Source organism: Campylobacter sp. CFSAN093259, assembly GCF_012889985.1.
In the GTDB taxonomy this organism is placed as follows: Bacteria; Campylobacterota; Campylobacteria; order Campylobacterales; family Campylobacteraceae; genus Campylobacter_D; species Campylobacter_D jejuni.
Genome location: NZ_CP040617.1, coordinates 55,916 through 79,235, shown reverse-complemented (window position 1 = coordinate 79,235; position 23,320 = coordinate 55,916). Strand labels below are relative to the sequence as shown.

Annotated in this window: 25 protein-coding genes, 1 other RNA gene and 1 pseudogene; 15 read left to right on the top strand and 12 right to left on the bottom strand. The window is 30.7% G+C overall.

All coding sequences use genetic code 11. From position 1 onward, the window contains the following. The first annotated feature begins 5 nt into the window (after positions 1-5). The 6 genes from flhF to fliY are packed head-to-tail and all read left to right on the top strand — an operon-like array spanning position 6 to position 5,285. Positions 6-1,460 carry a flagellar biosynthesis protein FlhF gene (flhF, locus tag FBF20_RS00335; protein ID WP_002851941.1) on the top strand — a complete coding sequence of 485 codons (1,455 nt, stop codon included), beginning with the start codon at positions 6-8 and terminating at the stop codon, positions 1,458-1,460. After that, positions 1,453-2,319: a flagella biosynthesis ATPase FlhG gene (gene flhG, locus FBF20_RS00330; protein ID WP_002851985.1), complete on the top strand. Its 867-nt coding sequence runs from the start codon at positions 1,453-1,455 to the stop codon at positions 2,317-2,319. Before flhF ends, flhG begins: the two co-directional genes overlap by 8 nt. Positions 2,320-2,337: 18 nt before the next feature. After that, positions 2,338-2,694, top strand: a complete 357-nt coding sequence (locus FBF20_RS00325) for a membrane protein (protein ID WP_002851727.1) — start codon at positions 2,338-2,340, stop codon at positions 2,692-2,694. Then, positions 2,675-3,367 carry an RNA polymerase sigma factor FliA gene (locus FBF20_RS00320; protein ID WP_002851943.1) on the top strand — a complete coding sequence of 231 codons (693 nt, stop codon included), beginning with the start codon at positions 2,675-2,677 and terminating at the stop codon, positions 3,365-3,367. Before FBF20_RS00325 ends, FBF20_RS00320 begins: the two co-directional genes overlap by 20 nt. After that, positions 3,367-4,446 (top strand): flagellar motor switch protein FliM, encoded by a 1,080-nt coding sequence (fliM, locus tag FBF20_RS00315; RefSeq protein ID WP_002851710.1) that lies wholly within the window; start codon positions 3,367-3,369, stop codon positions 4,444-4,446. The genes FBF20_RS00320 and fliM overlap by 1 nt, the downstream gene beginning before the upstream one ends. Continuing rightward, positions 4,443-5,285 carry a flagellar motor switch protein FliY gene (gene fliY, locus FBF20_RS00310; protein ID WP_002891032.1) on the top strand — a complete coding sequence of 281 codons (843 nt, stop codon included), beginning with the start codon at positions 4,443-4,445 and terminating at the stop codon, positions 5,283-5,285. Before fliM ends, fliY begins: the two co-directional genes overlap by 4 nt. A gap of 48 nt (positions 5,286-5,333) precedes the next feature. Here the strand turns inward: fliY and FBF20_RS00305 are convergent, their stop codons facing one another. After that, entirely contained in the window at positions 5,334-5,933 is a 600-nt protein-coding gene (locus FBF20_RS00305) for a C39 family peptidase (protein WP_002851963.1), read from the bottom strand. Beyond that, the gene (locus FBF20_RS00300; protein WP_002864362.1) at positions 5,918-6,772 is read right to left on the bottom strand and encodes a hypothetical protein; all 855 of its coding nucleotides are present in this window, start codon (positions 6,770-6,772) and stop codon (positions 5,918-5,920) included. Before FBF20_RS00300 ends, FBF20_RS00305 begins: the two co-directional genes overlap by 16 nt. Before the next feature lie 281 nt (positions 6,773-7,053). Here FBF20_RS00300 and FBF20_RS00295 point away from each other — a divergent pair. The 4 genes and pseudogenes from FBF20_RS00295 to mnmA all read left to right on the top strand — a co-directional run bounded on the left by FBF20_RS00295 (position 7,054) and on the right by mnmA (position 10,245). Further along, a pseudogene (locus FBF20_RS00295) lies at positions 7,054-7,701 on the top strand (hypothetical protein). 13 nt (positions 7,702-7,714) lie between these two features. Next, positions 7,715-8,503, top strand: a complete 789-nt coding sequence (locus tag FBF20_RS00290) for a hypothetical protein (RefSeq protein WP_002851701.1) — start codon at positions 7,715-7,717, stop codon at positions 8,501-8,503. A gap of 120 nt (positions 8,504-8,623) precedes the next feature. After that, on the top strand, positions 8,624-9,229 hold the full coding sequence (locus FBF20_RS00285) for a TIGR00730 family Rossman fold protein (RefSeq protein ID WP_002851677.1): 606 nt from the start codon (positions 8,624-8,626) through the stop codon (positions 9,227-9,229). After that, the gene (mnmA, locus tag FBF20_RS00280; RefSeq protein ID WP_002851977.1) at positions 9,229-10,245 is read left to right on the top strand and encodes a tRNA 2-thiouridine(34) synthase MnmA; all 1,017 of its coding nucleotides are present in this window, start codon (positions 9,229-9,231) and stop codon (positions 10,243-10,245) included. The genes FBF20_RS00285 and mnmA overlap by 1 nt, the downstream gene beginning before the upstream one ends. A gap of 27 nt (positions 10,246-10,272) precedes the next feature. On the opposite strand, the gene FBF20_RS09040 is transcribed toward mnmA, so the two are convergent. From FBF20_RS09040 to ffs, 6 genes are all read right to left on the bottom strand, one after another. Beyond that, positions 10,273-10,524, bottom strand: coding sequence for an anion permease (locus FBF20_RS09040; protein WP_002851683.1), 252 nt, complete (start codon positions 10,522-10,524; stop codon positions 10,273-10,275). Between the two features lie 115 nt (positions 10,525-10,639). After that, positions 10,640-10,903, bottom strand: a complete 264-nt coding sequence (locus tag FBF20_RS09035; RefSeq protein WP_002868357.1) for an anion permease — start codon at positions 10,901-10,903, stop codon at positions 10,640-10,642. Then, positions 10,818-11,033, bottom strand: a complete 216-nt coding sequence (locus FBF20_RS09030) for an anion permease (RefSeq protein WP_002869943.1) — start codon at positions 11,031-11,033, stop codon at positions 10,818-10,820. The genes FBF20_RS09035 and FBF20_RS09030 overlap by 86 nt, the downstream gene beginning before the upstream one ends. Next, entirely contained in the window at positions 10,976-11,320 is a 345-nt protein-coding gene (locus FBF20_RS00260) for an anion permease (RefSeq protein WP_002851927.1), read from the bottom strand. The genes FBF20_RS09030 and FBF20_RS00260 overlap by 58 nt, the downstream gene beginning before the upstream one ends. 222 nt (positions 11,321-11,542) lie before the next feature. Continuing rightward, positions 11,543-11,680 carry a hypothetical protein gene (locus tag FBF20_RS00255; protein WP_002851951.1) on the bottom strand — a complete coding sequence of 46 codons (138 nt, stop codon included), beginning with the start codon at positions 11,678-11,680 and terminating at the stop codon, positions 11,543-11,545. A 227-nt stretch (positions 11,681-11,907) separates the two neighbouring features. Further along, positions 11,908-12,005, bottom strand: an RNA gene (ffs, locus tag FBF20_RS00250) — signal recognition particle sRNA small type. A 182-nt stretch (positions 12,006-12,187) separates the two neighbouring features. On the opposite strand from ffs, the gene FBF20_RS00245 reads away from it, so the two are divergent. Both FBF20_RS00245 and FBF20_RS00240 read left to right on the top strand, forming a co-directional pair. Then, complete coding sequence (locus FBF20_RS00245; RefSeq protein WP_002911176.1) at positions 12,188-12,952, top strand: bacteriohemerythrin; 765 nt, start codon at positions 12,188-12,190, stop codon at positions 12,950-12,952. Further along, entirely contained in the window at positions 12,909-14,780 is a 1,872-nt protein-coding gene (locus tag FBF20_RS00240; RefSeq protein ID WP_002851645.1) for a FapA family protein, read from the top strand. The genes FBF20_RS00245 and FBF20_RS00240 overlap by 44 nt, the downstream gene beginning before the upstream one ends. 3 nt (positions 14,781-14,783) lie before the next feature. On the opposite strand, the gene FBF20_RS00235 is transcribed toward FBF20_RS00240, so the two are convergent. From FBF20_RS00235 to FBF20_RS00220, 4 genes are read right to left on the bottom strand one after another with little or no spacing between them, the layout of a single operon-like run. Continuing rightward, the gene (locus FBF20_RS00235; RefSeq protein WP_002851688.1) at positions 14,784-16,421 is read right to left on the bottom strand and encodes a flagellar hook protein FlgE; all 1,638 of its coding nucleotides are present in this window, start codon (positions 16,419-16,421) and stop codon (positions 14,784-14,786) included. Positions 16,422-16,424: 3 nt separating this feature from the next. Further along, the gene (locus tag FBF20_RS00230; protein WP_002805290.1) at positions 16,425-17,309 is read right to left on the bottom strand and encodes a flagellar basal body rod modification protein; all 885 of its coding nucleotides are present in this window, start codon (positions 17,307-17,309) and stop codon (positions 16,425-16,427) included. Positions 17,310-17,362: 53 nt separating this feature from the next. After that, the gene (locus FBF20_RS00225; protein ID WP_075912916.1) at positions 17,363-19,156 is read right to left on the bottom strand and encodes a flagellar hook-length control protein FliK; all 1,794 of its coding nucleotides are present in this window, start codon (positions 19,154-19,156) and stop codon (positions 17,363-17,365) included. A 15-nt stretch (positions 19,157-19,171) separates the two neighbouring features. Continuing rightward, positions 19,172-19,495, bottom strand: coding sequence for a hypothetical protein (locus tag FBF20_RS00220; protein WP_002782892.1), 324 nt, complete (start codon positions 19,493-19,495; stop codon positions 19,172-19,174). A gap of 134 nt (positions 19,496-19,629) precedes the next feature. Here FBF20_RS00220 and typA point away from each other — a divergent pair, with 134 nt between their 5' ends. The 3 genes from typA (at position 19,630) to FBF20_RS00205 (ending at position 23,306) form a co-directional block, all read left to right on the top strand. Next, positions 19,630-21,438, top strand: a complete 1,809-nt coding sequence (gene typA, locus FBF20_RS00215; RefSeq protein WP_002917077.1) for a translational GTPase TypA — start codon at positions 19,630-19,632, stop codon at positions 21,436-21,438. After that, a complete protein-coding gene (locus tag FBF20_RS00210) occupies positions 21,438-22,085 on the top strand; it encodes a hypothetical protein (protein WP_002851804.1) in 648 nt (215 codons plus the stop codon). The genes typA and FBF20_RS00210 overlap by 1 nt, the downstream gene beginning before the upstream one ends. A 177-nt stretch (positions 22,086-22,262) precedes the next feature. Further along, entirely contained in the window at positions 22,263-23,306 is a 1,044-nt protein-coding gene (locus tag FBF20_RS00205; RefSeq protein WP_002860564.1) for a c-type cytochrome, read from the top strand. The last annotated feature ends 14 nt before the right edge of the window (positions 23,307-23,320 follow it).

Below are 23,320 nucleotides of genomic sequence, written 5' to 3'. Positions count from 1 at the left end.
TATAAATGGGACAACTTATACATACTTTTACCGTTGAAGATACAGAACAAATTATACCCAAAGTAAAAGAAGATTACGGAGATAAAGCTTTAATTATAACAAATAAACAAATTCGTCCTAAAACCTTAAATCGCAGTGCGCTTTATGAGGTTATGGTAGCCATAGAAGAAAGCGACTATGAAGAACACTTAAAAAAACAAGGAAAATCTTTACCTGCAAAAAAAAGCTCGCCAAAACCATCCTCTACCTCTCTTGCAGAAGAAAAAATTAGATCTCAAATCCCTCAAGAAGATGAAGATGTAGTCTTGGATTTCTCAAACACTCGCTTAAATACAAATTTAAACACTGTAAAAAACAATGACTTAGCTAAAAAAACCTATCAAGATTTTCCACAAAACAAAATCAACCCTCATCAAAATAAGACTCTAGGCTTTGATGATTTCAAAGAAAAACTAAGTGAAGTTAGCAATGAAATTTCTAAAGTCACAAACACACCTTTAGAAAATTACACCCCTAATCCAAATTATAATAAAAAAATAGAAAATTTTGAAAAGCAATTTGAAAAACAAATCAACAAGCTTAATGATAAAATAGATCTTCTTGCAGATATGATGTGGGACGATAAAGCTGAAGCTAGAAAAAATCTTATGATACCTCCTGAATTTGCAAGTATTTATAAACAAGCCAAAGAAAGTGGAATGCTTGAAAATCATCTAGAAGCGATTATGAAAGCAACTATAGAAAATATGCCAGCTGCTATGAAAACCAACAAAGATGCGGTTCAAAGATATTTTCACTCACTTTTAAGAAATATCTTGCCTTGTCGTGTTGAAAGCGATATAAAAAAACAAAAAATCATGATGCTAGTAGGCCCAACAGGAGTCGGAAAAACAACAACCTTAGCTAAGTTAGCTTTTCGCTATGCTTATGGAGATAAGCGTTATAAAACAGGTATTATTACGCTTGATACTTATAGAATCGGTGCAGTTGAGCAACTTTTTCAGTATGCAAAAATGATGAAACTTCCTATTATTGATAGCATAGAACCAAAGGATTTAGATGAAGCGATAAAAAGCTTAAATAATTGCGAAGTAATTTTAGTTGATACTATAGGAAATTCACAATACGATCAAAGCAAACTTGCTAAAACTAAAGAATTTTTAATGCACTCAAATGCAGAAATTGATGTAAATTTAGTGGTTTCTGCAAACACCAAACATGAAGATTTAATGGAAATTTATAAAAATTTTTCATTCTTAAATATTGATACTTTGATTATTACTAAATTTGATGAAACAAAGGTTTTTGGAAATATCTTCTCTCTTGTTTATGAAACAAATATTCCTCTAAGCTTTTTCTCTATAGGACAAGAAGTGCCAGATGATTTAGAAGTAGCCAATAGTGATTTTCTAGTTCATTGTATTTTAGAAGGGTTTAACAAAGGAAAAAATAATGAATAACCAAGCAAATAAACTTCGCAATCTCATGAGTCAAAATGGAACCAAAAAATCCCAAAACACTCATTTTATAGCTATTACAAGTGGAAAAGGTGGCGTTGGAAAAAGTACGATTAGCGCGAATCTAGCCAATGTTTTAGCAAATAATGGCTATAAAGTTGGGCTTTTTGATGCTGATATTGGCTTGGCAAATTTGGATGTCATTTTAAATGTACGCATACAAAAAAATCTCTTGCATGTTTTACGCGGAGAATGCTCCTTGGAAGACATTTTAATAGAAGTTAAGCCAAATTTATGGCTCATCCCAGGCGAAAGTGGAGATGAGATTTTAAAATATAATGATAAAAATATTTACGAGAGATTTTTAAATCAAGCAAGTATTTTAGATGAACTTGATTTTCTTATTATCGACACAGGCGCGGGTATTGGTGGAAATATTTTAAATTTTTTAGAAATGGCTGATGAAGTTATAGTAGTAACTGTTCCTGATCCTGCAGCAATCACTGATGCGTATGCAACCATAAAAACAACTTCTAAGACAAAAGAAAATTTACTAATGCTCTTTAATGTTGTAAAAAATGAAAATGAAGCTTTAAAAGTTTTTGAAAATATTAAAAAAGTTGCAGATGCAAACATTAAAAATCCTTTAAATTTAGAATTCTTAGGTCATTTAAGCGCTTCTAAAGATGTAAGTGGTAGTATTAAAAAAAGAACTTTATTTAGCGATGAAAACACAGCCTCAAGTGATGAGATTAAAGCCCTAGCTTCCAAGCTTTTATATAGATTGGAACGGAAAGTGCTTGATAATGTTTCAAATCGTAGTTTTTCAAGTTTTTTTAGAAAAATTATTGAAAGATTTTAGCAATAAAGAGAAGAGATTATGAGGCCAGAAAATTACGTAGCATTTTTCACTGTTTGTGGATTTTTTATAGGACTTGCATTTAGCATTATTAGTATAGATGAAGCCTTTGATATACTGATTTTTACTTGTTTTATTACTTTTATGTTTTATGTTTTTGTTCATATTGCTATTATGAATTTTATAGATGTAAAGAAAATTAGTGGCAGAATCTTTAATAAACACGATTATGAAAAAACTAGCAATAATATTATCAACGATTTAGTTATTCGTGAAAAGAAAATGGATATAATTTTAGAAAAGCTCAATGAAGAAAGAGAAGAGCTAAAGAAAAATGAATTCAAAGAAAGACGAAGAAATGCTAAAAGAGCCGCCTAAAGCTTATGCACAAATGCTAAAGAAAGAGCAAGATGAGCTTGTGCTTTCTTACATGCCAGCTCTGCGTGCTATGGCTTTTAGACTAAAAGAACGCTTGCCTTCAAGTATAGATGTTAATGATCTTATTAGCATAGGCGTTGAAGAAATGATAAAGCTTTCACGCCGTTACGATAAAGAACAAAATGATAACTTCTGGGGTTTTGCAAGAAAAAGAGTTAACGGCTCTATGCTTGATTATCTTAGAAGTCTTGATGTAATGAGTCGAAATAATCGTAAAATTATTAAAGATATTGATGCAATCATGGATGAATATTTTTTAGAACATGAATGCGAACCTGATGATGAGTATCTAGCCAAAAAACTTGATTTAGATGTAGAAAAAATCAAAGAAGTAAGAACAGCTCATGCTATTAGCTATACCCTGCCCATTGATGAGCAAATCGAACTTTATAATGAAGACAATACTTTAGAAAAAATTGAAAAAGAAGAACTTTTAGAAAAAATTCACGAAGTGCTAGATGATCTTAAAGAGCGCGATCAGTTAATTATTCAGCTTTATTATTATGAAGAATTAAGCCTAAAAGAAATCAGTGAAATTTTACAAATCAGTGAAAGCAGAATTTCACAAATTCACAAAAAACTTCTTAAAAAACTTAGAGAAAGGCTAGTGTAATGGCTGAGATACTCTCCCAAGAAGAAATTGATGCTCTACTTGAAGTTGTCGATGATAACACCGACACACCCATAGCCTCAAATTCAAAAGATGAAAAAGATGAAAGAAATATCGTTGTATATGATTTTAAGCGTCCAAACAGAGTTTCAAAAGAACAACTTAGGACGATTAAAGGCATACATGATAAATTAGCAAGAAATTTAGCCTCTCAAATTTCATCGATGATGAGAAGTATTGTTGAAACTAAACTTCATTCAGTCGATCAGATGACTTATGGAGAGTTTTTAATGTCTTTGCCAAGCCCAACAAGTTTTAACGTTTTTTCTATCAAACCTTTAGATGGAAACTGTGTTTTAGAAATCAATCCAAGCATAGCTTTTCCTATGATAGATAGACTTTTGGGCGGACAAGGTGATAGCTATGAAGCTTCGCGTGAGCTTACGGATATTGAGCTTAATTTGCTTGATTCTATTTTGCGTATCATTATGCAAAGACTTAAAGAAAGCTGGGCTACCGTAACTGAAATTTATCCTAGTATAGAAGCTAAAGAATCAAGTCCAAATGTTGTACAAATCGTATCTCAAAATGAGATTGTTATCATGGTAGTAATGGAAATCATCATAGGAAATTCAAGCGGAATGGTAAATATCTGCTATCCTGTAGTACATTTAGAAAGTATATTAAGCCGTTTAGCAAACCGTGATATTATGATGGGTGAAACCTCAGCCAAAAAATCACGCAACAAAGAACTTAAAACTTTAATCGGTCGTGCTGAAGTGGTATATGAGGCAATTTTAGGAAAAACCTTAATTAATGTTCATGAATTTTTAGAACTTAAACAAGGCGATATCTTAAGACTTGATAGAGAAGCAGATGATAAAGCTATAGTAAGCATCGATAAAAAAGATGTTTTCTTAGCACAAATTGGATTGCATCGTTTTAGAAAATCTATTAAAATTTTAGAACTTATACGCACAGATAAAGATGAAATCAAAGAAATTTTGGAAAAATACGAAGAAGAGCGTAAAGCTAAAGCTAGTGTTTATGATGAGCCTGAAGAGGAGGATGAAGAAATATGATCAATGATTTTTTAAAAATGTTTACAAATGAATGCATCAGCACCATTGAAGGTTTAACAGGAAAAAGTGCTGAATTTAGCGAATATAAAGAATTTGATGTCAATACAAGCGATACTTTAAAAGCACCTTTAGTGTATGCTATATTTAATATAGCAAATGGTGGAAAAATAGGAATTTTAGCTGGTGCTATTTTAATGAGTGCTATTGGTGAATGGATGATGGGTGAAGAAGAGATCACCAAAAACGATAAACTAGGTCCTGATGAAATGGATGCAGCTAAAGAAGCCATCCAAAATATCATTTCAGCATTTTCTACAACCTTAGGAGCCCAAAAAGACATTCCAAAAATGGATTTTAGCATAGAATCTTGTGAATTTGTGGCTGAAAGCGTAGATTTTAAAGATTTTAAAAAATTATTTTTATATGATGTAAAAATAGGCGATTTAGAAGAACAAGTTTCTTTAGCCATGGATCAAACACTCCATAACATCCTAAGCGGGAAACCTGCTGAAACAGGAAATACAAGCACTGATTCTAATCACAATACTGAAGAAAAAGCGATAATGCTTAGCGAAGAGCTTAAAAATATCAATCTTATCATGGATGTGCGTTTGCCTGTTCGTGTGCGTATAGGCAATAAAAAAATGCTTTTAAAAGATGTTTTAACTATGGATATAGGTTCAGTTGTGGAGCTTAATCAACTTGCAAACGATCCGCTTGAAATTTTAATTGGGGATAAAAGAATTGCTTATGGCGAGGTAGTAATTGTCGATGGTAACTTCGGCGTTCAAATTACAGAAATTGGTTCTAAAAAAGAAAGATTAGAACAACTAAGATAAAAAGTTTTAGCCTACAAATTAAGAATAATAAATATAAACGAATTAAAACTAAAACAAACTAAAAGGGCTGAAATCAAAATGTAAAGATTTTGGAGTGTTTAACTTAAAAGGTTTTAGCTCTTTTTTAGGAGCAACAATTAAAGCATAACCACCTTTATTATATCTATCCCAAATACTAAAAAATTGACTTTTAGAACTTATATATTCTCCATGGCTTGGATCAAGCACTTGTAAATAATTACCTTTATGATTGATAATTATAACAAAATGTGGAAAGCGTGGATCATCTTCAATTTTTACAAGCATTGGAATATTTACAAGTTTATCCAAGTTTTCTCTATTGATTTGATATGAATTGCTTTGAAAGCCCAGTTTTTTAACTGCATCGTTTAAATCTGCAAAGCTTACCATATCCGTATAAAGTTCTTGTCCGCTCATAATCTTTAAAAGTTCAAGTTCATCAAACTTTTTTTGATCATCAAGTATATTAAGTAAAGTTGCTAAAGATGAAGCACCACAAGATTGCTCATAAGTTTGTCTTATTACTCTTTCGTTTTTAATTTCTTGATAAGACTTAACTACCCATTCGGCTTTTGTACTCAAAGCAAGAATGGGTAAAAATAATAAAATTTTTAGAATTTTTTCCATAAGCTTATCCCAAATATGCTATCAGGAGAAGCAGAGCTTCCTCCAAAACTAGCATTAACAGAAACTGCGGTATCTGAATTAATGCTATAAGTAGAACCTAAACTTAAAGTTGGAATAGAACGCACTTCAGAATTTTGATAGCCATTGATTTTTTGTTTCATTTGAAATCTTTGCTCTGCTCCTAAATCTAAAGTAATTTTAGGACTTAGAATAATAGATAAATCCCCACCCACATAAATACTATTTCCATACTCTATTTTAAGGGTTTTAAATTTTCTTGATTGATTATAACCAAACCCTGTATAAATACTATAAACTACAGGATCGCTATATCCCCTTAAACTAGCTTGTAAGCTTTGTGATTTTAGATAAAAGTTTTTGGTTTGATTGATTGCTTTTTCTCTTTGAACAACTGCAGTTTGAAAGGTAATTTGTGGAATTAAATCTGCAATACTATCGCCTGTATAAATAAAACCTAGCCATAGATTATCAAATCCTATGCGATCTTTATGGGAATATGCATTTGTGAAAAAATTTGTATATTCTTGTCTTGCATAACTTCCGCCCCCTGAAATAAGTATGTCAAACTTAGGTGTTAGGGTATAAATGAAAGTTTGAGTTAAAAACACCTGCTTTGTATCATTCCAAATTGTAGGATCTCCGCCTATTGTTATATTAGGATAAAGAGAATACGAGTTTGCATTTCCTGTGCTAAGTAAAGAAAAGCTTGTAATGCTTCTTAAGCCTATTTGCTTTTTAAATAAACTGTCTATATTTAGCTCATCACTAGCAAAAACACAATTAACTAAAACCATAAATGTTAAGAAAATTTTTTTCATTAGTCAATCCTTACATTTTAAATAATCAGCTCAAGTTAATTTTAAAATTTAATCCTTGATATTGAAAAGTTTATTATTCTAAGATAAAATATTTTAAAATCTTTAAATATTTTTACTTGCTTAATATAATTTAAGATAAAAATGAAAATTTGTTACAAAAGCAAACAAACCGAGAATAAAATTTTAAGTATTTAAAGAAAATTCACTTAACTTTCAAAGCAAGATTAAACTTTTTCTAGAATAAGTCGATAGTAGTTTTAAAGAACTTACAAAAAGAATTTATGAAAGGATTTTCAATGAAAAAGATTTTTGCTTTATTAGCTTTAACTTCTTTACTGACTAGTTCTGTTTTGCTGAGGATTTTTTAGCTAAACTCACAAAAGGTGCCTTAAGCGATACAAGCCCGGGTGTCAAAGAACTCAGCCTTGAAGAGATGAAAGAAGTGAAGGGTGGGTATATAACCTATTTAAAACGACTTAGTGATAATGAAGTTATAGCCTTTGCCAAACCTGATTGGAATTTGGAATTAACTTTATTTCAAGATAGTAACGGAGATCAATATTATTGGAATAGAGAAGGACTTGTTCGATTTGGTGGAATGTGCGGTATAGAAACTACAAATTGTTTGGTTAATGGTAAGCATTCCTATATCAATCAAAAAAGACTTTGGGAAACTATGAGTATAGTGGGCGATGACCCTTATCGTAACTTTCTTGGATATACTGTGAAAAGAAATATTGGTATTTCTAATTTAGGGAAAAGATTTGTGTATTTTTCTTATGGAGTGGCTGTAATCAACGAACAATCAGGTTCTTGGTATAGAGTAAAATCAAGTCCTGTCTTTGAATAATTACAGAGTAGTTAAGGAAATCAGTTCAAACTATAAAGACTTTTTAGAAAGATATCTTGGTGGGTATTCTATCAAGTAAAGAGGAAAAACTAATGATAAATAGTCTAAACTCAAATTTAAACTATGATTATAACACTTCAAATTTTAAACAAGATAAAAATATTGATTTTAAAATCAACAAACACGGAGTAGCCGTTATAACAGGAGAAGGTGCTTTGCCTTATCGTGGAAAAAAATTTGAGTATAATCCTAAAATATTCGGACTTGATGAAAGTATTAGCAAAAAAGATATGCAAGAATTTAACAACTTTATGAAGTCAAATGCTTTAAAAGACCCCAATAAAATAGAAAAATCCCCTTTAAAAGATTTTAATCCTGCTTATACAAAATGGGACCCAACTACGGAGAAAATGATGTTAGGTTTTTTTGTTTCTTATTCTAAGATGTTTCATTTGGGCTACGACATCATCAAAAAAGCCGATGAATTTTATAAAGAATTTGACGCACTTATAAGTAAAGATTTAAGCTTAAATGAGTTTAAAACTAAATACATAGATTTTAAGCAAAGATACGATGAATTTGTGAAAGAATACGAAATGGCTATGGGTGATAAAATGTTGCTTTCTAGTGATGATGAAATTATCACTCAACAAAGTGAAAAACCCTTCAAAGCCATTCAAGGCGAAAGTAAAAACAAAGAAACTTACAAAGATGATAGCACAAGAAACGAACTTGTAAAAAAACTATTAGAAGGTAAATTTAGCACTAGTAAAGAATTAGAACTTCTTTTTGGTATGAAATTTAGTGATGATAACACAGGAGAATTTAACAAAATTATTTCTCAAAATACTGCACAAAAAAGTATAGATATTAAAGCTTAAGGATTTAAAAGTCTTTAAATTCCTAATCTTAATAAAATAAACCTATTAAAACTTATATAATAAAGAACTTATTATAAATTTTTAGCTAGAATGGAATTTATTTTAACTAAAGGTTGAAAAATGAATGAAAAAATAAGCCAAGATTTAGAAAAATTTGCTAACATACCAAACCTAAAAAATGCCGTAACTTTTTTTGGTTCAGCAAGACTTAAAGAAGATAATTTTTATTATCAGCAGGCTAAAATTTTGGCACAAAAATGTGTTCAAAATGGTTTTTGTGTGATAAGTGGTGGAGGTGGTGGTATTATGCGTGCAGCCAACGAAGGTGCTTTTTCACAAAAAAATAATACAAATTCAATGAGTTCTGTAGGGTTTAATATATTTTTACCTCACGAGCAAAAACTTAATGATTTTGTAGAATATAATATTACTTTTGAGAGCTTAGCCATACGCAAAATGGCTCTTATTGAAAAGAGTCTAGCTTTTGTGATCTTCCCAGGCGGCTTTGGAACACTTGATGAATTGTGTGAAATTCTTACATTAAAACAATTAGAATTTAAAAAAGATGTTCCTATTATTTTGTTTGGGAGTGAATTTTGGCGAGGTTTTGATGAGTTCGTCAGAAATTCTTTACTCAAACTTGAAGTGATTTCTAAAGGAGATGAGTTAAAGTATAAAATCACTGACGACTTGGATTTTATAATTAATACTTTAAAGGAAATTTAATGAAAATTCTAGTCGCTATGAGCGGTGGAGTTGATAGTACAGTCACTGCTTATAAACTTAAAAATTTAGGTCATGAAGTTATAGGTTGTTATATGAAACTTCATGGCAAACCAAATTATCACGAAGAAAATATCAAAAAAGTAGAAAAAGTTGCAAACTTTTTGCAAATTCCTTATCATATTTTAGACTTACAAGAAGATTTTAAAAACAAAGTTTACATGCCTTTTGTGGATACTTATAAAGAGGGTAAAACACCAAATCCTTGCGCTTTATGTAACCGTTTTATCAAACTTGGAAAACTTTTAGAATTTGCTAAAAGTTTAGGTTGTGAAAAACTTGCCACAGGGCATTATGCAAGACTTGAAAACAACTTAATAAAAACCGCAGTAGATGAAAGCAAGGATCAAAGCTATTTTTTAGCTAGCGCAGATAAAGAAGCTTTAAAATATCTTATTTTTCCGCTAGGCGAAATGAAAAAAGAAGATGTGAAAAAATTTGCTTCCACTATAGAGGTTTTAAAATCTTTTGCCACCCAAAAGGAAAGTTCTGAAATTTGCTTTGTTGAAGATACTTATGTGCAAGTTTTAGATCAGTTTATGGATACAAAAATTCCTGGAGAAGTATTAGATAGTAGCGGAAAAGTGGTAGGCAAACATGAGGGCTATATGCACTATACCATAGGCAAAAGAAGGGGCTTTGAAGTGCGTGGGGCACATGAACCACATTTTGTTTTAAAAATCAATCCTAAGCAAAACCAAATCATCGTAGGAACCAAAGAAGAACTTAAAATCAGTGAATTTAACCTAAAAAATATCAATCTTTTTATAGACGCTAAAGAGCTTGATTGCGAAGTGAAAATCCGCTATCGTTCAAAATCCACACCTTGCAAGGTAGAAATTTATGAAGATAAAAGTGCAAAAATCATCCTAAAAGATCCTGTTTATGGACTTGCTAGCGGACAAATGGCAGTCTTTTATGATCATGATAAAGTCATAGCAAGCGGTTTTATAGAATAATTTCTAGGAATTAATTCCTAGAAATTATTAATAAAATCCTAAAATTTTCCACCAAATAAGCCCAACAGCTATCATCACTACTATATCAACTATGGAAATCACAAAACCTATACTCCACCATTTTTTAAGAGTTACACAGCCTGTTCCAAAAATAACAGGAGCTGTTCCTATTGCATAGTGAGTTAATGCCATCATAACATTACCTGAAGCTATCATAATAAAAGCATAAAGAAGTGGTGGTGCTCCTAAGGCAAGCTGCACTAAAAAAACAAAAAACATTGCTGATATATGAGCTGCAATGGAAGCAAAGAAATAGTGTGTATATAAAAAAAGCAAGGCTTAAAAATATCATAATAGAAATTTCCCCAAGTCCCATAGCAGAAGCAAATTCACCTTAAGCTTCAGCTAAAAACTGTGTAACGCCAAGTTTGCCAAGTAAAGTTGCCATCATTACAAGAGCTGAAAACCATACTAAAGTATTCCAAGCAGCTTTTTCGGCCAAAACTTCCCCAAAAGTTAAAACTCCACTAATCAACACCAAAGACAACCCAAGCAAAGCCACACTAGTCGCATCAAGAGAAATTCCAAAAAAACAAGCCCAAAGCTCCAGCCCATAAAAGTAAAAGCGAGACAAAAACACTGAGCATGATTTTTTCACTATTTTTCATTTTTACAAGTTCTTTTAATTTATCTTTAGTAAAAGTAGAAGCATTAGGCGTGGATTTAATTTCTAGCGGAGAGAGAAAATAAAGCACCAAAGGATTTGGAGCTGTAGCTGTAATAAACATAGCTGATGAAATAGGATTGGCTCTTGATAATTTACCAAAGAAAGATAAGTGCCTATTTTATTTTGTGTTCCATCTTCAGGAGTGGATTTAAAACTTCTTGCAATAACTTGAACTATAGGATTTATGATAGCCCCTGCTCTTGCAGTATTTGAAGGAGTAACTGGAGCTAAAATAGTTTCACAAAAAGCTATAGAATAAGCAATACCTAAGGTTTTTTTACCAAGAATACTGATAAAATGATAAGCCAAATGCTCTCCAAGTCCTGTTTTAATAACTCCACGAGCCACAATAATAGAATAACTATAAGCTAAATAAGAGAATTTGAAAAACCACTTAAAGCGTCTTTTATACCCGTTTTAGATTTTAAATTTGATATAGCAGTATTTACCTTTTCATCTTATACTCTTTTGATATAAAAAATCAAGTACTGAAGTATTTAAAGGAAATTTTAGTCTCATCAATAAGTTGTTGCGTAGAAGTTTTCGAAGTAGCTTTGGTGTAAATTTTACTTAGATTTTCAATTGGGTAGTGGTAATGCCACTAAGAGCTACTATGGCAATAGCTATCATACAAACAGGCCCCAAAGGCATTACTTGTAAAATCACAGCAATAAAAAGCCCAAGAAAATGCCAAGAATTATCTTCCAAACCTACAAGGAGTAGGTATAGGCCAAAACACAGCTGCAATTAAAATACGCAGCACCAACAAGGGAATTTTCTTTCTATCCATTGTTTATCTTTTGATATTGGTAATGAAATTCTAGTTAACTAATATTTTAATAAATCTTAAAATTATAATTTTTAAATAAATTTTTAATTTATAAAAAAGCTAGCCTGATTGAAAAATAAATAGGGAATTTTAAAATGAATAAAACCCTTCCCCAGATAACTGCGGCACACACTAAAATCAAGTGCTCTGCTGTGTTCCCACCCTGAAGCGGTGCTTAAAAATAGCATTGCACAGGTCTAAGAAAAGGCTCTAAAATTATATCACAATATACTTAAAAAGCCTTGAGAATTATAAAACTAAAAAAATAATATATAAATAATAAATTGGTTAAAATTTTATACATTTTTTAAAATTTATTTATAAAAACTATTATTTTATTCTCTAAAAATACGATATAAAAATAATTTATATCGCAAGGAAAAAATATGAAAGTTAAATGGAGTAGAGATTTTAGCATTAAAAATATGCAATTAGACAAACAACACGAACTAATTTTTGAAATTACCAATCTTGCAAATGATTTAGCTCTAAACATTCAAGATAATAATACACAACACAAAAATGATTTAAAACAAATTCTTGTAAAGCTATTTCAATACATCAAAATTCATTTTAAAGATGAAGAAAAATTTATGGAAAGCATTGATTTTCCTTTGATTGAAGAACATAAAAAATCTCATCAAATATTAGTAGAAAAAACTAAAGAGCTTTTAGAACACTCAAATGATATTGTAAAAATGTCTCAAGAACTTTCCATATTAACCAAAGATTGGATTTTAGATCATTTTGCTAATGAAGATTTATGGATAGCTAATTTTACAAAAAAAACCCTACACCTTCAAGAAATCCATTATACCTTAGAACAATACATAAAACTAAAATCAATCAAACAAGACCTAAGGGCTGAAAAAACTCATGATTATATTTGCAATTGTTCTTTGCGTATCCATGCAGTTCCACAGACTATACATCAAGAGCTTGTTAGCAAAGAAAATACCTTAAAGTGCGAAAAATGTGGGCAAATTTTAGTTCATTTGGATTATTTTGATTTGAATCAAAATTTCGAAAAATTCAATGCTACTTTTGAAGATGCACTACAAAATCACCATTTCACGACTCAAAAAAATGATATGGGGGGGGGGATAGATGAATTTTCAAGTAAAAACCTTAGAAACTTTCAATCCTTTTGAAAGTTTAAATCATGAACAAGCAAACACAGAACAAATTCTTGATTTTAGAGTTATAGATTTTAAACTTCTGTGTTCTAGTGTAAAACCAGCAAAAACAAAAACTTATGAAAGAAAGGATTTTGACTTATTTTATGCAGATGATTTTTTTGTAAAAAACTACAATACCATAGTGCAAAAATTTCTTATAGAAATTTACCCAAAAACCCAAAGTTTTCCTTTTACAGTCAAACTTAGATCCAACTCCAACCTAACCCATCTAAAAGCCAGTATCAACCTTACAGAAAATTTTAAATATTACCCTAATTTAAAATTTGATATTTTGCAAAATATCTACAAAATAATGATCAAACAAAAATTTTTAATCTTAAGACTTGATAAAAATTTATTTGACAAGATTGATGATTTTATCTTATCAATACAAAAAAGTCCATCTATTAAAGAAATAGAGCTTGAAATTGCCAAAGGTGTAGATAAGATTGAACATAAAAGTGATGAAATTATTTATCATAGAGATGTTAACGAAGAATGTTTTGACGAAAATATTAACTATGATGAAGGAAACTACTGTAAACCTATTGAAAAAAATGAGCTACTTTTTGAATACATTTATAGAATTCTTGGAAAAGAAGGACGAAATTTAAGAGGAGAGATACTTCATTTAAATCCAATAGCCTTTCTTGATAATCCTTTTATCATAAAAGATGAAAGCATTTACACAGAAGAATTAGAAGATAGAATTAAATATTTTAGCGCCAATTATGGATTTTTAAACAAAGATCATACAGGATATTGTATCGCAAATAATTTAAAATTATCACAAATAGGGCTTAAAACAACCGGTTCAATCAAAACAAATACCGATGAAAATATAAACTTAGAAATCACTAATTTTGATATAAGTGATGATGCTATTAAATCAGGTATTGTAAATGTTCAAGCTTCAAATATAAAAGTAAATGGGAATGTTGGAGCAACAAAACTTTATGGAAAAAATATCAGTATCAAAGGCTTAACTCATGCAAAAAGCGAAATTTTTGCACAAGATATTTTTATTACAACACACAAAGGAACTTTGCAAGCTGACACTGTATATATAAAAAATTTAGAAAATGGGACAATTATAGCTAAAAATGTATTTGTTGAAAACTGCATGGGTGGAAAAATAGAAGCAGAAAATATTTATATTTGCAATTTACTAACGGATAATACTTTATATCCAAGAAAAAATCTAATCATAACAAACAATATAAAATTCAAAAACAATATCGTAGTTTCACCACTAGTTTCTATTGAAAACAACTCAGATACAGAATGCGAAAATCTTAAAAATCTAAGCCTTAAAATAAAAAGTAAGCTTGATGACACCATAAGCAAAATGCAAAATTACTATGATTATCTAATCAAAAATCAAATCAAAATCATCAAACTTCAAAAGACTAAAAATCCTAGCGCCATAGAAATGAAATTTTCAAATCTTTATCACGATATCATAAAAAAATACAATCATCTTAGCATTTCGTATAAAAAACTTGTAAAATTAAAATATCAAATTGATGCGAAATTAAATTTCTTAAATGAAATGGTTTACAATGTAAAAATATACATAAAAGCCGAAAATATCGGAGAGGATAATTTTTTAAAATTTTATCCTAACACAAACACCAACCTTGAACTAAAACATCATATAAATTTAAAAGACTATGAAAAGGTTTTATATCTTGAAAAAGGACAGCAAGTAAGTTATATTAAATCAAGCCATAATTATAGCGAAAGCGACATAGAAGAAATTAAAATTATTTTTGAAAAATTAGAAAAAGATAATTCCTAAGAATTATCTTTTCATATTAATGGCTTTTTGTATCATCTGATCACTTGTAGTGATACTTTTTGAGCTTGCATCAAAGGCTTTTTGAGTTACGATAAGGTTTGAAAGCTCTGCGCTTAAATCAACATTTGATTGTTCTAAGAATCCGCCTTTAAATTTAGCTGTATTAACAACTTGACCATCTTTCATAATAAAACTTGCATCACCGCTATTTGCCGTTGCTGCAAAAATATTATCTCCCATAGCAACTAATCCTTGCTCATTGATAAAATTATATAAAGCAAGCTTTCCAACTATGGCATTTTTACCATTGCTAAATTGCGCAACAATACTTCCATCATCGGATATATTATATTGTTCAAAAAACCCTTCAGCTACACCATCTTGTTGTGTAAATACATTTTTTTCGACGCCTTGTTTAATATAAATCCCACTATAACCCGAACCAGGTTTGTTAGCATCATAAGGAGAACCTAAATCAATATTAATTGTTCCACCATTTGGATTTGCAATGCTTGTAATATTGTTTTGAAGCAAAGCACCATTTTTATCAAAAACCATATTTCCTTCAGTCGGATTGCCTACGGCATTGCCATTAGAATCATAAATTTGTGCAATAGCTTTATATTGTATATTATCGCCTTCTTGCGGTAAAACTCTTTCAAGTGTAACCCTTAAAGTGCTTTTACTTCCATCTGCATTATAAATAGGGGATTCTAAAATATCTTTATTGGCTTTTTGTTGCTCTGTTGAAATTTGAGCTGTATCAAGCTTGATGCTATTTTCATCCAATCCTTTTAAATCAAGCTCGTTACTTTTAAAATTTAGATTTTCATCTAAAGTCGCTTCAAAGCTTGTTTTTACGCCATTATCATCAGTGAAATTTAAAATAATCCTATCACCCGCTTTAGCACTAAACACATCTTCTTTGCTAACACTACCACTAACTACATATTTTCCATCTTCAGTTTTTGTAATGTTAAATTTACTAGGATCAAGATCTACTTTAACTACTTCTGTTGTTGTGTTAGTATTTAAACTTCCACTCCATTTTACATTTTGAGTTACTTGAGGAGGTAAATACATATTCACAGGTACTTTAATAGCCCCTTGAGAAGCGGTTGTGCCTATACTGAAAGAATTATTTGAATTTACAGTAAAACCATTATTTACCGGAGTTCCTGTGTTAAGATAATCCCCCATAAGCCCAGCAACTCTATCGCTATAGTTAATACCAGTAAAAGCAGGATTCATTGTTCCTAAAACAAAATTTCCATAAGAATCTACCAAATATCCATTGGCATCTCTTCTAAATGATCCATTTCTAGTATAGTAAGCATTGCCATCAGCCCCTAAAACCCCAAAAAATCCTTTTCCTTGCAAAGCCACATCAAATTCGCCATCACTTGCAACAGGAGAACCCTGTTCGAAAACAACTTGAGAAGATGCTGCACCGCTACCATAACCACCTTGAGCAGGGTTGGTTGATTGGGTTGTTATGGTAGTATAAAAAATATCTTTAAATTGAGCATCAGAGTATTTAAAGCCCGTGGTATTGACATTTGCTATGTTATTAGCAGTGATATCAATACCAAAGCTATTGCTTTTTACTCCAGAAATCCCATTATAAAATGAATTCATCATGGCTTATGCCTTTTCCTCTTTGTCGCCATCTTCTGTAGATCCAGACCCAGAAGAATCTCCATCGCTTGAACCACCACTTGAGTCTCCACTTGAACCGCTTCCTCCAGTAGATGAAGATGAACCAAGCTTATAATCTGTTATTTCTTGTATTGCATCAAAAGGAACTTCTTGTCCAGCCATTTTTGCATAGGCAACACCATCTTTAAAAACAACACCTTCGATAGGATAAGTTCCGTAATTTGCAGTGATTTTTTCACCATTTTTATTATTATAAACCATTTTAACAGTGTACTCACCATCACCTGCATAAACCCCATCGTTATTTCTTCCTGGCCACTCCATAGTAAATAAACCTTGAGAAATAGATTTAGCATCGCTTTTTTCACTGAAAACAAGTTTATTATTGCTATCATAAATTTCTAGCGTAACACCGTTTTCATCAGAATCTTCAGGCAAATACATTTTAAGAGCGATAAGCTCATCTGCACCTGTAAGTTTGATTTTATTATCTGAAACAGTTGCCATTTTACCAATAGCCCCTAAAGCTGAAGTACTCATACTTGTACTAAAAGAATCAGAAAGCTTTTGCATAGTTTCAACCATTTTTTGCATAGTTGTATTGGTATTTTGCTGCATTTCAAGTGCACTAAGCTGTGAAGTTTGAGTAAGCATTTTATCGCTATCCATAGGATCTGTTGGATCTTGATGTTGAAGCTCTATCAAAAGAAGTTTTAAAAACGCATCCTTATCTAAGGTAGCATTTGGATTGCTCACTATTCCTGAGCTACTGCTTGAATCTGTTCTAGTTGTTCCACTAGTACTTCCTGAAGAAGTAGTACCTGAAGTTGTAGCAGTGGTATTTAAATTCCAATCCGATGATGATATCATTATAAACTCCTTTTTATTTAGTTTTTTATTATTTAAGCAATAAGTGTTCCAATTTAAAAATACTTCGCTAAAACAAGCTCTAGATTGACTTTTTCACTTTCATTTTTTCCATCTAAAGCATCTTTAAAACCATATCCACTACGATTTTTTCCTTGATTTTGATTTTGCTCTCTTTTACCTTGATCACTAAAATTCATTTCAAGTCCAGTAAATCCCATATTTACAAGAGAATTTTTAAACTCGGCTTGATTTTGGATAAACAAATTCATTGCATTGGCATTGGAGTTGAAATTGATATGAAGGTTATTACCTCTTTGTATCAAAGTTACCTCCACTTCTCCAAGATTATTAGGATTTAGAGTGATACTAAGTTTAGTAATAGGCGCTTTGTATTGATCCACAGCCTCTTTTAAATCTTGTGAAAAATACTGCAAAGTTTCTTTAGGAGTGATATTGCGAGCATTGTTTTGTGTTACTTTATTTAAATCTTTGACTAAAGAATTTAACTCATCTAAGCTATTTTTATCTACATTTTCACTGTGCGTTTTTGTTTGCTCTTGAGTAAAAGTTTCTTTATTAGTAGTATTATTATTAAAATTTGCATTATTCTCTTTGTTTTGAACTACTTGAGTTTTATTTAAATTTTCAAAATTTAATTTTTGATCAAAGAAATTTTGTTTTATATCTTTATTTTCTTTGTTGTTGTTTTTAGGCTCTTTATTTAGATTAAAATCTTTTTGTGTTAAATTTGAAACTAATTTCTGAGTATCTTTAACAATTTCTTTATTTAAATTTTTATCAAGATTTAAATTTTGATCATTGTTCTTTAAATTTTTATTTTGATCTTGTATATTTTCTTGATTTAAATTGTTTTTTTCTTGATTTTTATTTAACTCTTTATTAAAATCTTTGTTTAAGTCTTTGCTTTCTTTATTTAAATTATCTTGGTTTTTTTTATCTTTTATATTTAACTCTTCTGTTAAATTTTTTGCAAACTCATCATTTTTGATATTTTTTAAAGTATTTTTAGCATCTGTGGTATCTTCTTCTATTTTTGATTTAACTTTATCGTTTTTTTCGTGTTTGCTTTCTTTGGATGAAAGTATGGAATCTAAATTTTTTAAAGTTTGAGAAAGCAAAGAACCGCTATCTTTAGAATTTGTTTTTTGCATAGAATGAGTGCTTGTAGTATGAGTTGTATTTTCTAAATTGTGATTTAAATTTTTACTCACATTGGAAATTTTATTATTGATGATTTCTTTAAAAACATTATCCACAGCACCCTTAAAAAAATCAGCCTTATCTAAATTTGGAAAAGTTGCTTTAAGATCAAGAAGACGATCTACTTTAATATTTTTTACATTTAAGCCCAGATCTTTAGCTATGTCCAAAAGCTCACTAAGATTTGATGCACCTTTTAAAGCATTAAAATTAGCCTCTGTTTTAATAAGACTTGAAAGTTGAGTAGAAAGATTTGCTAGTTTAACATCTGCTGTATCTGTTTTTAGCTTATCTAACAAAGAAAGAATTTGCATAAAAGAAGCAGATTCGAAAATGCTTATCTTATCGCTCTCATCAAAAGCTCCTTTTTGAAGTCTGCTCATCGCTTCATTAACAACTTCTTTTTGACTGATCTTCATATGATCAGGTAAAAATTCATTGGTTTCATTGATAGAATTAAGCAAAGAATTTAAAAAACTTTCCGTATCATCTTGAGTTGAATTTTTACTATCACTACTTTCATGTTCTTTATTTTTACTAGTTTTACTAAAAGAACTGCTAGTAGTAGAAGTTTTACTCGGCGTAAGATTTAAAACATCATTTTGCGGAGCTAAATTTGACATCACTTTTCCTTCAAAAAATTATTTTAAAAATTTATCTACCATTACATTAGGAAATTTTTCTTTCAAATAAGAATCTTCATATACTTTAATCATCTTATCTTCATTTAAAGCAGTTAAGATATTTAAAAGCTCTTCTAAATTTTTAGCATTTAAAATTTTCTCTAAATTTTCTTCATTTTCTAAAATTTCTGTAAGCTCACTTGAAATTCTTGCCATTTTTTCGTTTTCATCTGATCTAAAAGTTTCTAAAAGCTCTAAAACTTGAAGCAAAACTTCATTTTTTCTTTCAGCTAAATCACTTTTAAATTCAACAAAAATCTCTTCATTTAATGGTTTTGACATTTTAACTTCCTTTTTAAAATTTTAATTTCATAAGTTTTTAAAGCAAGAAGTGTTCCAAGTTTTGATACTTTGTAGTTTAAGTTAAATTTTTGTATAATTTAAGCTTTTAAAAATTTAGCTTTGGAGAAGAAAATTTGGAAAACATTAGAAATATAGCAGTTATAGCTCACGTTGACCATGGTAAAACCACTATGGTAGATGAATTGTTAAAACAATCAGGCACCTTTAGCGAAAGAGAACAAATTTCAGAACGCGTTATGGATAGCAACGATATAGAAAAAGAACGCGGTATTACCATACTTTCAAAAAACACAGCGATCAATTACAAAGGTACAAAAATCAACATCATAGATACTCCAGGGCATGCTGATTTTGGCGGAGAAGTAGAACGTGTTTTAAAAATGATTGATGGAGTTTTGCTTTTAGTAGATGCTCAAGAAGGCGTTATGCCACAAACTAAATTCGTGGTTAAAAAAGCTTTATCTTTAGGGCTTAAACCTATAGTTGTAATCAACAAAATAGACAAACCAGCTGCCGATCCTGAAAGAGTGATCAATGAAATTTTTGATCTTTTTGTAGCCCTAGATGCAAACGATGAGCAACTTGACTTTGCTATAGTTTATGCTGCAGCAAAAAATGGTTATGCTAAGCTTGATCTAAACGATGAAAGTGATAATATGGAGCCACTTTTTAAAACCATACTTGAACGCGTTCCAGCTCCAAGTGGTAGTGATGAAAATCCTTTGCAACTTCAAGTTTTCACTTTGGGGTATGATAATTTCGTAGGTAAAATAGGCATTGCTAGAATTTTCAATGGGGTTGTGAAGAAAAACCAAAGCGTAATGCTTGCAAAAGCTGATGGTACCAAGGTAAATGGTAGAATTTCAAAACTCATTGGCTTTATGGGCTTAGAAAAAATGGACATCGAAGAAGCAGGAAGTGGAGATATTGTAGCTATAGCAGGTTTTGAAGCTTTAGATGTTGGCGATAGCGTTGTAGATCCAAACAATCCCATGCCACTTGATCCTTTACACATTGAAGAGCCGACTTTAAGCATAGTATTTTCTGTAAATGATGGACCATTAGCAGGAACTGAAGGAAAACATGTAACTTCAAATAAAATCGCTGAACGTTTAGAAGCTGAAATGAAAACTAATATTGCTATGAAATACGAAAGCACAGGCGAAGGTAAATTTAAAGTAAGCGGTAGGGGCGAACTTCAAATCACTATTTTAGCTGAAAATATGCGTCGTGAAGGTTTTGAGTTTTGCATGGGAAGACCTGAAGTTATCGTAAAAGTTGAAGATGGAGTTAAAACAGAACCTTTTGAACATTTAGTTATCGATGTGCCTGAAGAATTTAGCGGTGCAGTAATAGAAAAACTTGGCAAAAGAAAAGCTGAAATGAAAACCATGGCACCAACGGGCGATGGACAAACAAGACTTGAGTTTGAAATTCCAGCACGCGGACTTATAGGTTTTAGAAGTCAGTTTTTAACCGATACTAAAGGCGAAGGTGTGATGAATCATAGCTTTTTAGAATTCCGTCCTTTTAGCGGTGCGGTTGAAAAGCGTAATAATGGAGCGTTAATTTCTATGGAAAATGGCGTGGCTTTAGGGTATTCTTTGTTTAACCTTCAAGAGCGTGGAGCACTTTTCATAGAGCCTCAAACTAAAGTTTATACCGGTATGATTATAGGTGAGCACTCTCGTCCAAATGATTTAGATGTTAATCCTATCAAAGGAAAGAATCTTACCAATGTAAGAGCAAGTGGAAGCGATGATGCAATCAAACTTGTGCCACCTAGAAAATTAAGTCTTGAAAGAGCTTTAGAGTGGATAGAAGAAGATGAACTTGTAGAAGTTACACCTGTAAATGTGCGTGTTCGCAAACGCTATCTTGACCCAACTCAAAGAAAAAGAATGGAAAAAGCAAAATCTTAATGGATTTAAAAAGCTTAGAAAATAATAGACTTTATATACTTAAACGCTTAGGAATCTTAAAATTCCTAAGCATTATCGAAGCCTTACTTGTAGGTTTTTTAGCCTTTGTTTTTATAAGAGATGCCTTAATCGCAGTAATTTTAGCTGTTTTTGTGGGTGTTTTTTTCTTTCGTTTTACAGCCAAAAAACTAAAACTCGCACAAAAAGAATTACAAATTAATGCTTTAAATTTGTTTTTGCGTCGTTTTGGGGCGAAATTTAAAAAGCAAAGTTTAAGTCAAAAAGACTTTTTAAAACTAGGACTTACAAAGGATTTGAAAGAATTTAAAAGTCAAAACTGCTTTGAATTTAAGGATTTTAAAATTTATGATATTCAGTTTTTAGACGAAAACAAACGCTTTTTTTGCGGAATTTTGCTCGAAATTTCAAAAGCAAACAAAAATCCTAGCTTTGAAAACGAAGAACAAATTTATATCAAACTTACAGATAAAAATTTCACTTTAAATCATATCTTTTCTAAAGAAAATCATTATCTTATCACTACTTTAAGCAATCCTTTTTTTATAGATATAAAAAAAGATTTTGAAAACAATTTCAAAAATTTAGAAGAAAATCTAAACTCTATAAAAAACAAACTATTTAAATAATTAACATAAAGTTAATATCATAAAATTTTAATAAATGTTAATTATATACTTTAAAAATATATTACTTTTAGTAACACTTTAAAATTTAATTTTATTTAAATTATTCTTATTATGCTTAATATTTAAGAAAAAATACATTAAAATCAATTTGAACTGCAAATAAAAAGGAGGAAAATCATGAAAAAACACATTTTATTGCTTGGCTTATGTCTTAGTTTGAGTCTTAGTGCTAAAAGCGTGAGTGATTACAAAGTAGGAGAAGAATTAAGCGACAAGGAAGGAGTAGAGTATTTTAAGGAGCTTTCCAAAAGACCTGTGCAAGAATGGCCAAATAAAAATTTAAGCATCAATGATGTTCCAAAAGGCAAGCAAGGGGATTTAATTCGTTATGGCATAGAGCTTTTAAGCAAGACAGAAAGTACTCTAGGACCCTATAGCAAGCTAAAAAAGACAAGCAACGAAGTAAATTGTATTTCCTGTCACATGGACAATGACGGCAATGGTTTGCCAGGGACAAAAAAATATGTTATTCCATTTTTAAATATCCTAAACAATTATCCAAGACTTGACATAGAAACGATGAAAATCATCTCTGTTGAAGATAGAATTCGCGGAATGGGCGGAACTGACTCTCATAGATTTCCTAATGATTCTAAAGAAATGAAAGCAATTTTAGCTTATTTTAAATGGCTAAAAGAAGCTTATGGCATCAAAGACGGCGTAAAGCTTGAAGGAGATTTTTTCGCTAAGATGAATTTTCCAAATCGCCCAGCTGACCCTGTGCGTGGAAAAAAACTCTTTGAAGAAAATTGCGTTGCTTGCCATGGCGAAAGAGGACTTGGGGTAAAAAATGATAATTACGAACAAGGTAGCGGACATTTATATCCATCTTTACTTATCTATCCTGATGGTGGACACATGGCTATGATACCATTTTTAGCAAGATTTTTAAAATCAGCCATGCCTTTTGGTGCGAGTGCAGATAATCCTATATTAAGCGATGAAGATGCACTGGATATAGCAGCTTATGTCAATACAGGTTTTGTAAGAATGCCTATAACCACTACAGAAAATCGTGCAGGACTTGATACAGCTTATAGCAAATCCCCATCATTAAAACCTGAGTATTTTGCTTCACCACAACAAAATTTAGACCCTAAAGAATACATAAAAGTAAAATACGGACCTTGGAAAAATCCAAATCACTTCCCAGGAGAATGATTAATTTTGGGCTT

What these genes read in the sequence shown, in the direction of transcription:
- fliY (WP_002891032.1), top strand. Translation starts at nt 4,443, where the DNA reads ATGATCAATGATTTTTTAAAAATGTTTACAAATGAATGCATCAGCACC.
- FBF20_RS00205 (WP_002860564.1), top strand. Translation starts at nt 22,263, where the DNA reads ATGAAAAAACACATTTTATTGCTTGGCTTATGTCTTAGTTTGAGTCTT.
- FBF20_RS00290 (WP_002851701.1), top strand. Translation starts at nt 7,715, where the DNA reads ATGATAAATAGTCTAAACTCAAATTTAAACTATGATTATAACACTTCA.
- FBF20_RS00305 (WP_002851963.1), bottom strand. Translation starts at nt 5,933, where the DNA reads ATGGAAAAAATTCTAAAAATTTTATTATTTTTACCCATTCTTGCTTTG.
- FBF20_RS00235 (WP_002851688.1), bottom strand. Translation starts at nt 16,421, where the DNA reads ATGATGAATTCATTTTATAATGGGATTTCTGGAGTAAAAAGCAATAGC.
- FBF20_RS00300 (WP_002864362.1), bottom strand. Translation starts at nt 6,772, where the DNA reads ATGAAAAAAATTTTCTTAACATTTATGGTTTTAGTTAATTGTGTTTTT.
- FBF20_RS00210 (WP_002851804.1), top strand. Translation starts at nt 21,438, where the DNA reads ATGGATTTAAAAAGCTTAGAAAATAATAGACTTTATATACTTAAACGC.
- flhF (WP_002851941.1), top strand. Translation starts at nt 6, where the DNA reads ATGGGACAACTTATACATACTTTTACCGTTGAAGATACAGAACAAATT.
- FBF20_RS00230 (WP_002805290.1), bottom strand. Translation starts at nt 17,309, where the DNA reads ATGATATCATCATCGGATTGGAATTTAAATACCACTGCTACAACTTCA.
- FBF20_RS09040 (WP_002851683.1), bottom strand. Translation starts at nt 10,524, where the DNA reads ATGTTTTTTGTTTTTTTAGTGCAGCTTGCCTTAGGAGCACCACCACTT.
- FBF20_RS00285 (WP_002851677.1), top strand. Translation starts at nt 8,624, where the DNA reads ATGAATGAAAAAATAAGCCAAGATTTAGAAAAATTTGCTAACATACCA.
- fliM (WP_002851710.1), top strand. Translation starts at nt 3,367, where the DNA reads ATGGCTGAGATACTCTCCCAAGAAGAAATTGATGCTCTACTTGAAGTT.
- FBF20_RS00325 (WP_002851727.1), top strand. Translation starts at nt 2,338, where the DNA reads ATGAGGCCAGAAAATTACGTAGCATTTTTCACTGTTTGTGGATTTTTT.
- FBF20_RS00320 (WP_002851943.1), top strand. Translation starts at nt 2,675, where the DNA reads ATGCTAAAAGAGCCGCCTAAAGCTTATGCACAAATGCTAAAGAAAGAG.
- FBF20_RS09030 (WP_002869943.1), bottom strand. Translation starts at nt 11,033, where the DNA reads ATGTTTATTACAGCTACAGCTCCAAATCCTTTGGTGCTTTATTTTCTC.
- mnmA (WP_002851977.1), top strand. Translation starts at nt 9,229, where the DNA reads ATGAAAATTCTAGTCGCTATGAGCGGTGGAGTTGATAGTACAGTCACT.
- FBF20_RS00245 (WP_002911176.1), top strand. Translation starts at nt 12,188, where the DNA reads ATGAAAGTTAAATGGAGTAGAGATTTTAGCATTAAAAATATGCAATTA.
- flhG (WP_002851985.1), top strand. Translation starts at nt 1,453, where the DNA reads ATGAATAACCAAGCAAATAAACTTCGCAATCTCATGAGTCAAAATGGA.
- FBF20_RS00240 (WP_002851645.1), top strand. Translation starts at nt 12,909, where the DNA reads ATGAATTTTCAAGTAAAAACCTTAGAAACTTTCAATCCTTTTGAAAGT.
- FBF20_RS00220 (WP_002782892.1), bottom strand. Translation starts at nt 19,495, where the DNA reads ATGTCAAAACCATTAAATGAAGAGATTTTTGTTGAATTTAAAAGTGAT.